Origin of the sequence: Streptomyces sp. NPDC038707 (assembly GCF_040636485.1) — a bacterium.
GTDB lineage: Bacteria > Actinomycetota > Actinomycetes > Streptomycetales > Streptomycetaceae > Streptomyces.
On sequence record NZ_JBEZUP010000011.1, the window covers coordinates 20,159 to 31,693 of the forward strand.

The 11,535-nt window shown below is 66.9% G+C and carries 11 protein-coding genes; 5 read left to right on the forward strand and 6 right to left on the reverse strand.

Going from position 1 to position 11,535, the window contains the following annotated elements; all coding sequences use genetic code 11:
• The first annotated feature begins 2 nt into the window (after positions 1-2).
• A complete protein-coding gene (locus AB0E62_RS17105) occupies positions 3-623 on the forward strand; it encodes a hypothetical protein (protein WP_362193537.1) in 621 nt (206 codons plus the stop codon).
• Between the two features lie 394 nt (positions 624-1,017).
• Here AB0E62_RS17105 and AB0E62_RS17110 read toward each other — a convergent pair whose 3' ends face one another.
• The 5 genes from AB0E62_RS17110 to AB0E62_RS17130 form a co-directional block, all read right to left on the reverse strand.
• The gene (locus AB0E62_RS17110) at positions 1,018-1,320 is read right to left on the reverse strand and encodes a WXG100 family type VII secretion target (RefSeq protein ID WP_030619120.1); all 303 of its coding nucleotides are present in this window, start codon (positions 1,318-1,320) and stop codon (positions 1,018-1,020) included.
• A gap of 38 nt (positions 1,321-1,358) precedes the next feature.
• On the reverse strand, positions 1,359-1,700 hold the full coding sequence (locus AB0E62_RS17115) for a WXG100 family type VII secretion target (protein ID WP_189756285.1): 342 nt from the start codon (positions 1,698-1,700) through the stop codon (positions 1,359-1,361).
• A gap of 119 nt (positions 1,701-1,819) precedes the next feature.
• Complete coding sequence (locus tag AB0E62_RS17120; RefSeq protein ID WP_362194036.1) at positions 1,820-2,914, reverse strand: S8 family serine peptidase; 1,095 nt, start codon at positions 2,912-2,914, stop codon at positions 1,820-1,822.
• Positions 2,915-3,112: 198 nt separating this feature from the next.
• Positions 3,113-4,954 (reverse strand): hypothetical protein, encoded by a 1,842-nt coding sequence (locus tag AB0E62_RS17125; RefSeq protein WP_362193541.1) that lies wholly within the window; start codon positions 4,952-4,954, stop codon positions 3,113-3,115.
• Entirely contained in the window at positions 4,951-5,367 is a 417-nt protein-coding gene (locus tag AB0E62_RS17130; RefSeq protein WP_362193544.1) for a hypothetical protein, read from the reverse strand. Before AB0E62_RS17130 ends, AB0E62_RS17125 begins: the two co-directional genes overlap by 4 nt.
• Before the next feature lie 459 nt (positions 5,368-5,826).
• Here AB0E62_RS17130 and AB0E62_RS17135 point away from each other — a divergent pair, with 459 nt between their 5' ends.
• From AB0E62_RS17135 to AB0E62_RS17150, 4 genes are all read left to right on the forward strand, one after another.
• Complete coding sequence (locus tag AB0E62_RS17135) at positions 5,827-6,339, forward strand: hypothetical protein (protein ID WP_362193547.1); 513 nt, start codon at positions 5,827-5,829, stop codon at positions 6,337-6,339.
• A 65-nt stretch (positions 6,340-6,404) separates the two neighbouring features.
• Positions 6,405-8,705, forward strand: coding sequence for a hypothetical protein (locus AB0E62_RS17140; RefSeq protein ID WP_362193550.1), 2,301 nt, complete (start codon positions 6,405-6,407; stop codon positions 8,703-8,705).
• Between the two features lie 155 nt (positions 8,706-8,860).
• A complete protein-coding gene (locus AB0E62_RS17145) occupies positions 8,861-9,262 on the forward strand; it encodes a hypothetical protein (RefSeq protein ID WP_362193553.1) in 402 nt (133 codons plus the stop codon).
• Between the two features lie 41 nt (positions 9,263-9,303).
• Positions 9,304-9,861: a hypothetical protein gene (locus AB0E62_RS17150; RefSeq protein ID WP_362193555.1), complete on the forward strand. Its 558-nt coding sequence runs from the start codon at positions 9,304-9,306 to the stop codon at positions 9,859-9,861.
• Positions 9,862-10,249: 388 nt separating this feature from the next.
• Here the strand turns inward: AB0E62_RS17150 and mycP are convergent, their stop codons facing one another.
• On the reverse strand, positions 10,250-11,455 hold the full coding sequence (gene mycP / locus AB0E62_RS17155) for a type VII secretion-associated serine protease mycosin (protein WP_362194039.1): 1,206 nt from the start codon (positions 11,453-11,455) through the stop codon (positions 10,250-10,252).
• Positions 11,456-11,535 lie beyond the last annotated feature (80 nt).

The window sequence follows — 11,535 nt, forward strand, 5'->3', positions numbered from 1 at the left end:
CCATGCTGCTCACGGTCGCGCTCGCAGTCACCGGATGTCAGGAGGGTGATGCGCAGTCCAAGGACCCAGCCCATCAGAACAACACCGGTCATTCCTGCTCACAGGTCCTGAGCGCGGAAGCCAAGGCTGCCATGCTTCGGCTCGCTGATACTCCCGCGTCGACGAAGGCCGAGTACCTGGGCGAGCCCCGACGGACCGCCGAGCAGCTTGCCGCCCAGTATTTGACGGGTAAGACCGATGAAACGGGACTGAGTTTTTGCGGCGCCTATACGAAATCGTCCGGGCCCGCATCCGTAGAGGTGGAGTTCTCACTGAGCCGGAGGCTTCCCCGGGAGCGCGCGACTGCCACGGATTTCACGCGGTATCGCATGGGAAAGACGGCGCTCGTGGGGACCAAGACCGCCTTCCTGTACTTCGACTGCGCCAGCGCGAAGTTCGACGGGACCACACAGCTGGTCCGGGGAGAGGTACGCACCGCTCACGAGAACGCCGAACCACCTGCCGCCGCACGGAAGGATCACCTCCGTGTCCTGCACGACTCCAGCCGCGCCCTGTCGGGCCTGCTGGGGTGCGAGACGGGCTCCGGGATCACCGGACCGTTCGTCATGCCGGCCAGGATCTAGGCGGTCGGTGACGGGTACGCGCGGTGACCGGGAGTCGTCCGTTCGGGGCCGTGTGGCTCAGGGGGGCAGGGGGGCGTACGCGAGTGTCGCACCGAGGTCGCGTACATCCGCCTCAGGGGCCATGGACGCCCGCGCAACGCTGCCGCGGTGGCAGCCGCCTCGGATCCAGTAGCCCCGAGCGGGTACGTCATCCGTATCGGCGACGCGTACGGCGCCGACGTGTGGGTGATTACCACCGATCGGGTGCCGGCGCTTCGGCACGAGCATCGTCCCGGTTCCCTCGTAGGGCCGGTGCGCCCGGCACGACAGAGGGTGGGCACCTCCCGTGCGTGCCCACCCTTTTGCCCTGTCGCGCCGGTCCGTACCGTGCCGGTCGGTACCGTGCCGGTGCCGCTTACATGAAGTAGCTGGCGGCCTTCCGGTCGCCGCCCTGGTAGTCACCGCCGGCCGCGTGCACGACCTTGCCGATCTGGACCAGGGCCTCGTGGATGCCCTGGGCCTCGCGGTCCCAGGCGGCCTGCTGCTCGGTGTAGGCGTTGTGGGCCTCGCCCTCCCACATGCTGGCGACGCCGGCGACCTTCTGCTTGATGGCCTCGAGGCCCTCCTCGAGCCGCCGCGCGTGGTTGGCCAGCTGGGTGGCGGTCTCATCGAGACTGCCGTAGGAAACTTCGAGCTCGCCGCTGTTGTTGACGCCCATGATTGCTCCGTTGCTGAAAAGTGGTGACCTGGCGGGGATCAGTAGCTGGACAGGGCCGAAGTCGAGCCGCCGACGCTGACGTCGATGCTCTGGACCTGCGAGCGGACCTCGTCCTCCGTGCCGTCCTTGATCTTCCGGGTGGTGCTCATGGCCTCGATGAACTTGGCGAGGATGTTGCCGATGCGGACCATGCGCTCGTTGATCTCGGTCTGCTTGGCGTTGAACGCGCCGGCGCCGATGCCCTTCCAGTTGCCCTCGAGGCTGTCGATGAGGGCCTGCAGTTCCTTCAGCTGGCCCTTGATGCCCTCGAAACGGTGCAGAAGCTCCTTTTCAAGGACGATGATGTCCTTGTCACTTACCTTCTGGCGCTGCGTCGCCATTTCCATGCCTTTCTGTGTGAACTGACCTTGCCGGGCGCTGAGTCATGTGTCGGGCGTCAGCACTGATGGCAAGCGGGTCTCTGCTCACTCGGCGAATGAGCAGGTATGCGGGAGACCGCTCAGGCGTTACGGCGTGCGCGCAGCACGGCGAAACCGGCGCCTCCGATGACCAGTACGGCGGCTACGGCACCGATGATCACCCAGGTCTGGGTGCCGCTGCCGGAATCGGTGTCCTTCGCGGCGGGGGCGGAGGTGGGACCGTTGGCGGAACCCGTCTCCTTGCCCGGTTTCCCGGACGGTGTCCTGGCCGAGGAGCTCGGGGACGCCGTCAGCGTGCCGTTCTGGGCGGCGAGCGGATCGACGTCGGGCGGCCCGGGGTCGATGTCCTTGTTGATGAGCACTCGGCGCGGGCGGACACCGCCGTAGCCGAGGTACCTGCTGGGTGTGTCCTTCGGCCAGGAACGGGCGGCGGTGTCGACGAGGGAGCGCAGGACCTGGTTGGCCGTCCAGTCCGGGTGAGCGGACCAGATCAGGGCGGCGGACGCGGAGGCGATGGCTGAGGCGGGGCTGGTGCCGTCGGTGTCGCAGTACTCGGTGAACGTGCCGTCGCACCAGGAGGGGATGTGCAAACCCGGAGCCGAGAGGTCCACGTAGTTGTTGAACGTGGAGAACTTGGCCACCGTTCCGGTCTTGTCGAGGGCGGACACGCCGATGACGCCGGGGAAGTTGGCCGGATAGGAGGGCATATTGCCCTTGTCGCCGTCGTTGCCGATGGAGGCGAAGATCAATTTGCCTTTGGTCACCGCGTACTTGACAGCGGTGTCCGTGCCGTCGTGGATGTCCCCACCGGTGAAAGACATGTTGATGATTTTTGCATCGGTATCGGCGGCTGCCCGAATCGCTTTCGGCACGCTGGGCGTCCTGGCGATCTCCTCGCCCACCAACCCTCCACCATCGATGCGGAAGGGAATGATTTTGGCGTCCGGAGCGAGACCCTTGATGCCCCCGCCGGCTCCCGTACCCGCGATGATCTCGGCCATGGAGGTGCCGTGCCCTGCTTTGTCGTGGGTGACGTGGTAAGACACAGACTTGGGCACTTCGTCCACCAGCACCTGCCCCTTGAGGGAAGAAGTCGCCGGATTGACCCCACTGTCGATCACGGCGACCTTCACCCCCTTGCCCGTGCTGATCTTCCAGATGTCGTCAGCACCCATGAAGTCCAGGTACCACTCTTTGGACTGAATATCGACAGCGGCCGCTTCCGGAGCAAGCGTCGCCGACGTCACGACGAGCGCGCCCAGCGCCGAACACACGGCGGACAGACGCCGTACCTTGCGCCGCGTCAGGAGCGCCGTCATCGAGCCGCGTCGGCCGGTCCCTGGCTTCATGCCTGTCTGTGTCCTCGCTCGTGTTCAGTCGCTCGTCTTCGGCACATCGCGCCGCTGCTGCGACGAGCGGCGCTGTTCCTTCTCGGCGGTCCCGCCGGTACGACCGCTCTCGCCGTCCGAGCCCTGGCGGCCGCCCACGGCACCACGCCCGAGCCCGGAGCCGCTGGACTCGGAGCCCTTCGCCGCACCGCGGGGCACTCCGATGGCCCCCTCGGGGTTGCCCGCCGAGCGCAGTACCGCCTGGCTCGCGCCGGTTTCAGGCTGCATCCTGGGAGCACCGAAGACACCTCGCTGACCGATGGCGCCCTTCTGCGGCGTGGCGGAGGACGGTTCCTCGGCGCCGACGACCATACCGCGCGGCACACGGGGATTGGGCGTGCTTCCGGACGTACGGCCCGTGACGGGCTTGCCGCCCACGACACCGTTGCGCGCCGACCCCGTGGGACCAGTTGCTCCGGTACGCCCGCCGGAAGCGCCCGTCGTCCTCGGCATTCCCCCGGTGACGGGGCGGCCTGTCGGGGCATGCCCGGACTGTACGGGCCCGCGTGCGGCCGGCTGTCCCGGCGGGGTCGTGCGTCCCATGGCACGAGCGGCCTGTCCCACCGGTCCCTGCGGCACTCGGCTGCCCGGGACCGAACGCCCCGCCTGGCCCATCGGCCCTTGCGGGACACGGCCGGTGGAGACGGCACGCCCCGGCTCTCCCGTCGGGCCCTGCGGCACTCGGCCGGTTCCGGTGCCTGTAGGACCGGTACGCCCCTGGGCCGTCACCGGAGGTCGCCCGCCCGGCCCGTAGCCGGGAGTACGCCCGGTCGGCGTGACGGGGGGCGCCATCGGCCCGGTGGGCAGTGGCGGCAGCGGTCCGCCGCCGCTGGTCGTCGGCAGAGTGGGGGTCGGAGTGGTGGGCGACGGAGTGGTGGGCGCCTGCGGGGGCAGGGTGGTCGTGGTGTTGATCTCCGTGCCGACGTCGTGGCCGGAGGGCGCACCAGGCTCGTGGACTTCCTTGAGCGGGGGAACGGTCACGTGCCCGTGAGCCGTGGTCCCGTGAGCCGTCGTCCCGTGCGACGTGGCCGCAGCGGCGTGGCCGTCACCGGCATCGCCCCGGACCGCAGCCGTCGGTGTCGACGCGGACGACGTCGAGTCCGAACCGTACCCTCGCTTGACGTCGTCAGCGAAGGCTTTGGGCACTCCGAGGGTCGGAATGGGCTCGATCGGCTCCGGTTCCTTCGCCTTGCTCAGGTCCGTCGCCGCGACCTTGTAGTACGAGGCCAGCCGGTTCATCTGGTTGATGGCCTCTTGGCGGTTCTTCTCGACCTTCAGCGCGGCCGCGTAGTCGGGGTCGCTCTCGACCTGCTTGGCCTTGGGCAGCTCGGTGGGCAGCTTCTGCTCGGCCGCCGGTCGAGTGTCCCTGGGCGGCATGGAGATGCGGGCGGAGGCAAGTCCTGTGGCCGCTACGGACAGGTGGGTGCCGGCCGCGTCGGCGTATCCCGCGAGGCTGTTGGTGTAGTGGATGAGCTTCTGCGTGTAGGCGTGGAAGGCCTCGGCACCCTCGCCCTCCCAGTCGACCCTGAGATGCTGCTCCAGGTCCGACGCGGCCTTGCGGATGTCCTTGCCCGCGTCGAACAGGGACTTGCTGGTCAGTTCGAGGTGCTCCGGATTGGCATGCTCGACCAGGTCGATCATGTCGTTGAGCTTGTGGCCTTCGAAGTTCGTCGAGCCGACGAGGTTGACCCGGACCCCGCCGAACAACGGCATGTGCGCCAGCACGTTCTGCGCGGTCGTGATGGGCTTGACCTGCTGGCCCACCTCCTTGTCGACCTGCTGCGCGGCGGACTTGTACTCAGGCTTGTGCTTCCAGTCGTCGCTCACTTGAGGTCCGTCTTCCCCGTCGACTTGCCGTCCGCCCCCTGCTTGCCGGCGGTGCCCTTCGCCACCTCGTCCTGGTACTGCGCGCCAAGTTCCATGCGGATCTGCCAGAACCGCCGGTGGACCTGGTCCTCGGTGCCGTCGTAGGTGGCATCCGCCGCGTGCGAGGCGAGCTTCAGTGCCTCGATGTGCATTCCCAGCGTCTTCGAGAGGTGGGTGAGGCGTGAGTGGACGGTCTCGTACGCCGTATGCAGGTCGGTCGCCTCGTCGAACGGGGCGTTCGTACCACCGAACGACGACCGGCTCAGCGTCTGCTGCGCGATCTGGGACGGCCCGCCTTGCCCGCCTTCGAATTCCTTCAGCGCGCCGTCGAGTTTGTCCTTGAACTCCTGCAGCGCATCGATGCCACGCCTCATGCCCGAGCCGCCACCGTCGCCCACCGCGACCCCTTCCCCGTTTCCCCGTTGGTAGAGCTGGACGGACCGGGCGGCACCCGGCCGCGGCACCGATCCGTCGCGGACCACTGTAGTCACTGCGTAATTGACGGCCAACTGAACTATGCGACGGTTCAGTTGCGAAGCTGTCCTGAAGTGACCGACTCCTGGACGGCCGGATACCGACAAGACGGTCAATAACGACAGAAGAGTTTCGATATCTACGCAGAAGCTTCACATGTGCGGCGTGGTGAAAGCTTCGAAGCGGTCCGGGGTAGGACTGCGGCAATCACAGACCGACCCCGTAGCTCGCGAGCGGCACTCTCCGCCGGATTTTCACATCCGGCAGATCACACATGGAGGACATAGTGCATTTCTTCCCTGGCGTTCGTTGCTAGGTTGTGCCGGCACCGGACCAACCACGGGGGAAGGGGCCCTTGCATGGCATGGGACGAATGGGAGCAGCTCAAGACGCAGGCCGCCCAGGGGCAGTCAACGCACATGCGGCTCAACCAGGTCGACGGGGGCGGCGGTACCGCCGCGCTCCCCGGCAAAACCGGTGACCTGAAGGTCGGCCACAAGGACCTGGAGAAGATCGGCAGCTCCGCCCACCACCTGTACGAACAGCTGTGGGACAAGGCCCGTGTCGCGACCCCGAGCAGCGACTCCGCGGCCGGTGACCTCACCAAGCAGGGTTTCGCCCTCGGCGCCGGCCTCCAGCACGTCTCGAACCGCTGGGAGGAGCAGCTGAAGTCCCTGATGGACGCCTGCGCCCAGATCTCCAACCACATGCAGACCACCAAGGCCGTGCACGCGAACGACGAGCACTACATCCAGCGGCAGATGAGCAGCATCGACGCGCTGGACGACGGGTTCGACGAGAGGGTGGGGGCTCCGGGCAAGAAGAACGACTACGGGGTCCACGACAAGGGCAAGGGCAAGAAGGAGGAGTAGCGACGTCGGGTTGTTGACGACGCAGACGATCACACCGCCGGCACGCCTCCTTGGGACGACCATCAATGGACTTCAACGCGCTCTACCACGCCAACTACAAGCTGCTCGACGATGCCGTCAGCGACTGGTCGACACTCGTGAAGCACCTCGCGGACCTGAAGAAGGACGCCGAGGACGACCTGCACAAGGCTGCCAACGCGGCCGACTGGGCCGGTGTGAACGCCCAGGTCTCCAAGCAGTTCATCGGCAAGACGGCCGGCGAGTTCGGTGACGCCCACACACAGGCGACCACCATCCACAACATCCTCCGTGACACTCGGGACGAGCTGAAGACGTTCCACCAGCAGCTGACGGACGCGGTCTCGCGCGGTCAGAAGAAGAACCTGACCGTCGTCGACACGGGCTGTGGCCAGTTCACGGTCATGGGCAACACGCGGCCCGACTGGGCCTCGGACCCAAGCGGCAACAAGAGCGCGACCGACCAGAGGGACGTAGACGCCCTCCGCGACGAGATCCAGGGCATCCTCAGCAAGGCCACGGAGAGCGACAACTCGGCCAAGAACGTCCTCACGGCGATCGTCGACCAGGCCCGGATGGGGTTCTCGGACGCCAGTTACAACGACAGGGACACCGCGGCAGCAGCCGTCAAGGAAGCCGACGAGTTGGCGAAGCTGGCCAAGAAGGACATCGACGACCTGTCGGTGAAGGACTTCGACCGGCTCAACGCGGGGCTGAAGAGGTACCACGACGATCCGCTGTTCTCGGAGCGGTTCGCGAAGGACCTCGGGCCGGACGAGACTCTGTCCTTCTGGGCCAACGTCAGTGACCCCCAGGTCGCCTGGGACGTGAACCACGAGCGCCGCGACCAGTTGGGAGAGCTGCAGAAGAACCTCGGCCTCACGCTCGCCACGGCCAGCCAGAGCGACACGGCCGACATGACCGAGTGGAAGCGGCGCATGGTCGACATCGGCGACCAAGAGGTCGGCGGCAAGCGCGGCGGCCTGCTCGGATTCCAGGTCATGAGCAACCTGATGCGCGTGGGCGACTACGACGACGACTTCATGAAGCAGTACGGCAAGAGCCTCATGGAGACGGAGCGAACGTTCACGCATGACGGAAAGCACGCGGCCTGGCAGCGGATGGGATTCAGTCCCTATCTGAACCACATGAAAGGTGACTCCGGTTTCGATCCCTTGTCAGGCTATCTCAAGGGGCTGTCGAACAACCCTGGCGCCGCGACCGAGTTCTTCAACGACGACTTCATCCCGAAGGACGGCGACCACAAGACCGCGGTCTCCAACTTCAAGTACCTCTTCGAGGACCGTCACTGGCCGCATGAGAGCAACAGCGACCTGAGCCGCGGGGAGAGCACGGACGGCCGCGACAATCTGGCCTCAGCCTTGGAAGCGGCTGCCACGGGGCATCCTGCGGGCGAGCAGCCCACCGCTGACACCCCGGCGCATACTCCGGGGCAGGCCAAGCTGTTCGAGAGCATCGTGTCTTCGATCTCGGACGACAACGGACGCCTCACCGACCACGGTTACATGTCGGACAGCATTGGGCAGATCGCCTCGGAGTACCTTCCAGACATTGACCGCGCGATGACCGATGTGGAGCAGCATCCCGAAAAGGGTGACGAGGACGACCGGGCCGCTTGGGACCGCATTCAGAAGCTGTATCCGATCCAAGGCGCCGAGGCCGAACTGGACCGTCGCGAAGCGACGCGCTTCCTCTTCGCCGTCGGCCAGGACCCGAAGGGATACGCGGCTGTTGAAGTGGGCCAGAAGAATTACATGGGTGAGTTGATGGGGTATCACCTGAACCCTGAACTACCGGAGAATCAACGTCCGCACCACGATCTGGAACTCACGGTGCGGGACATCGGGCGACACTCCGGCCAGGTCTCCGGAGTCCTGGCCATGGGCCGGAACGAAGCGGTTGCAGGCCCGGCCGAAGCCTCGGACAAAGACTTCGACCACTCGGTCGCCCAGTGGAAGAACCTCATCTCCGGAACGGTCGGTACCGGCGTCGGCGTGGGGACTTCCTTCATCGCGTCTCCTGCTGTGGGCGCTGGAGTGGGCGGCGCCGCTGGAACCGGGACCAGCATGATGCTCGAGGAGCTTTTCAAGGATGCCGAGGGCGACGCCAAGGACAAGGCCGGTCCCAAAATGGGAGAGAACTGGCAGTTCGGCAACGCCGACAATATGAAGTACACCAGAAAGGCCACTTTCGAATCAGCCAAGGCATATCACATCGCTAACACCGATGACGTCGCTTCTTGGGCGGAGGACTCCTCCTCCAAGGGCTTCTTGGAGGGCGGCAATTACATGCAGCAAGTTGGGCCCGAGCTCATCACGGACATCTGATGCCGACATGGAGCCGGCCGAAGGCCGCGTACAAGCTCACTCGTTGGGTCATGGCGGGCACAGTAGCCGTCGCTGCGGTTGGCCTTGTGTCCGCGTGCTCGGAATCTACGCTTGAGAGGGAGCACACCGCGCCCACAGCCCTGTGTGGTGTTTCGGTGGATCCAGACCTTCTTTCTCCCTTTCTTCCAGCGGGTAAGAAGGTCGAGGTGCGGGAATCACGCCCTGTGCCCACCAGGAAGATGTGCCGGGTGGATGTGGACGGCCGCTGGGCGGTGATGGCCGATCTCCAGTGGTGGGAGGACGACGTTGACGTCTCTACCGTCGTCACAGCCAATCCGGAGACTGACAAGGCGGCGCAGTCGGCCGGCAACGGCTTTTTCTATACCGGTACAGGTGCGGTCAAGCTGGCCAAAAGTTGTAAGAATCCGGAACACGCCAGGCACCTGCTGTACACCTCGATCCAGGTCAATGACTCGGATCTCGGCAACAGCGCTGCCATGAAGAAGTTGGCGGCCGCCTTCACCGACGCGGTGGAGCGGTCCCGTGAGTGCTCGTAAGCCACCTGCCACCAGAAGGTGTCCTGGTCCTGGCTTTCAAGTTGGCCTACGCCCTCGATTCCCCGCCCTTCGAAGAGGGAAGGGGTGAGATCAAGGCCTCGGCTGTCTGCGCGACCTTGGGATCCTCGTCCGGGTCGGCTGAGGCGTTGCGAAGGGTTCTGCCCGACAAGTCCTCGTACTCCTTCGACGACCAGATCATGCATCGCCGTATCGACGACAGGGACCGCACGTACGAGACGTCCTGTTTCGTCAAAGGTGACGGAAAGATGCTGCTCACGGCAACGGCCGAGATGCTGCGGTACGACAAGGCCGATGAATGGGTGAATGACGTGGTCGCGAATGCCGCGCCGCTCTCCGCCGTGACGTCGTTCCAGGCCGGTGACAAGGCGATCGCCTCGGAGAAGCTCGCCGCCGTTTACGTCCCGTGCCGTGCCAAAGCCCCCCAGGAGCATCTGGGCGTCGTCGTGGAGCTCAAGCAGCGGGGCGGTGCCGCGGGCGGCCCGGAGGTGCGCGAAGGACTGATCTCGCTGGCCCGGAACGCCGCACTGTTCGCACACGAGGAGGCGAGGTGTGATGCGTCGGCCGAGGTGGTGGGGTGATGGGGTGAATCAGGCCGGTCCGGTGTCGGCCTCGTCTCGTTGTTGATTCACTCCTTCGGATGAAAGCGAGGCGGGACTCCTCCCGTCAGCACTCGCCCTTCCGGGGAGGTGCAGCCGTTCAGGTCGTCGGTCGCCCGGTGGACCGCGCTGGTCGGTTCGCCGTCGCTCCAGGAGCCGTCGTTGCAGGCGCCGGGGCCCTGGACGGTCAGGAGACGCCGGCGCCCGCGAGGCTCAGGGAGAGGACGCGGGGCGCGACGAGGGCGGAGGCCGGCAGGTGCGGCGCCGACGGGTTGACGTTCGGGCGCCAGGAGCGGATCTGTCCGACTTCACGCAGGCCATGGACGGGCCGGCACCGCGGAGGGGGCTGCGCCCAGTACGTTCAGCTGGTTCAGCGTGTCCATGAGCCGCCTCTCCCGAGGCCGCGGCGCCTGCGGCGGGCGTCGCGTACCGCCACCGCTCCGCCGCTCAGGCCCGCCACCAGGACCGCCACGGCCACCGCGACGTAGGTCGCGATGCGGGCCGTGCGTTCGCGGGGGGTCTCGCCGAGGGTGAGCTTCGCGGGGGTGGGTGCCTCCGCGTGGGTCAGGCCCGCGTCGGGGTGCGGGGACTCGATCGGGTGGTCGTCCTCGGTGAGGGCGCGGACCGGGTCCACCACGCCCCAGCCGACCAGGGGATCGTGGCCGGGGATGGAGCGCTCGGCGGTCTGCTCGATCTGGGCCACGATCTGCCGGGGCGTCCAGCGCTGGTGCTTGGCCTTGATCAGCGCGGCCACGCCGGCCACGTAGGGCGCGGAGAAACTCGTACCGTTGTCCGGGCAGTGGCCGCCCTTCGGGACGGTGGAGATCATGTCGACGCCCGGGGCCGCCACGCCGACGAAGTCGCCGGACTGGGAGAAGGCCGCGCGTTCGTTGTTGCGGTCGGACGCCGCCACCGCGAGGACCCCGGGGTACGACGCCGGGTACGTCTTCTTCCGGTTGCCGCCCAGTCCGTCGTTGCCGGCCGAGGCGACCACGACGATGCCGGCCGCCAGGGCCTCGTCCACCGAGCGCTGGAGGTCGGGGTCCGGGGCGGCGGCGTTGGCCGTGTCCTGGGAGATGTTGATGACGTCGGCCTTGGCGTGGATCGCGTGCCGGATCGCCCGGGCGAGGGTGACGGCCGTGCCGTTGCCGTCCGCGTCGTTCTGTTTGACCGGGATGATGGTGGCCTCGGGGGCGAGGCCGACGAAACCCGTACCCTTCATGGGGCGGGCCGCGATGATGCCCGCGACCCGCGTGCCGTGCCCGACGGTGTCGGTCGTGCCCTTGTTGTTGCCGCGGTCGAGGGGCTGGCCCTTCTTGTCCTTGGGGGGCAGGAAGTTGGCGCCCGAGGAGGCGTCGACGGCGTGCGCGAGCTGGGGGTTGGCCGTGTCCACGCCGGTGTCGATGACGGCGACCCTGACGTTCTTGCCCTTGGACTGGGCCCACAGCGCGTCCAGGTTGACGCGCTGCAGCGCCCAGGGCGTGCCGGCGTACTTGTGGTTGGTCTTGTCGAACGTGCACTGGTCGGAGGCGGAGTCCGCCACAGCCGTGGGTGCCGTCAGGAGGGTGGCGGCCATCGCCGCGGTCACCACCGAGGTCGTACGGGTCAAGGTCTTACGGGTGCGGGTGCGGAACGTGGGCGTCATCGGTCCGCCCC

What these genes read in the sequence shown, in the direction of transcription:
- AB0E62_RS17105 (WP_362193537.1), top strand. Translation starts at nt 3, where the DNA reads ATGCTGCTCACGGTCGCGCTCGCAGTCACCGGATGTCAGGAGGGTGAT.
- AB0E62_RS17110 (WP_030619120.1), bottom strand. Translation starts at nt 1,320, where the DNA reads ATGGGCGTCAACAACAGCGGCGAGCTCGAAGTTTCCTACGGCAGTCTC.
- AB0E62_RS17115 (WP_189756285.1), bottom strand. Translation starts at nt 1,700, where the DNA reads ATGGCGACGCAGCGCCAGAAGGTAAGTGACAAGGACATCATCGTCCTT.
- AB0E62_RS17120 (WP_362194036.1), bottom strand. Translation starts at nt 2,914, where the DNA reads ATGGGTGCTGACGACATCTGGAAGATCAGCACGGGCAAGGGGGTGAAG.
- AB0E62_RS17130 (WP_362193544.1), bottom strand. Translation starts at nt 5,367, where the DNA reads ATGAGGCGTGGCATCGATGCGCTGCAGGAGTTCAAGGACAAACTCGAC.
- AB0E62_RS17135 (WP_362193547.1), top strand. Translation starts at nt 5,827, where the DNA reads ATGGCATGGGACGAATGGGAGCAGCTCAAGACGCAGGCCGCCCAGGGG.
- AB0E62_RS17140 (WP_362193550.1), top strand. Translation starts at nt 6,405, where the DNA reads ATGGACTTCAACGCGCTCTACCACGCCAACTACAAGCTGCTCGACGAT.
- mycP (WP_362194039.1), bottom strand. Translation starts at nt 11,455, where the DNA reads ATGGCCGCCACCCTCCTGACGGCACCCACGGCTGTGGCGGACTCCGCC.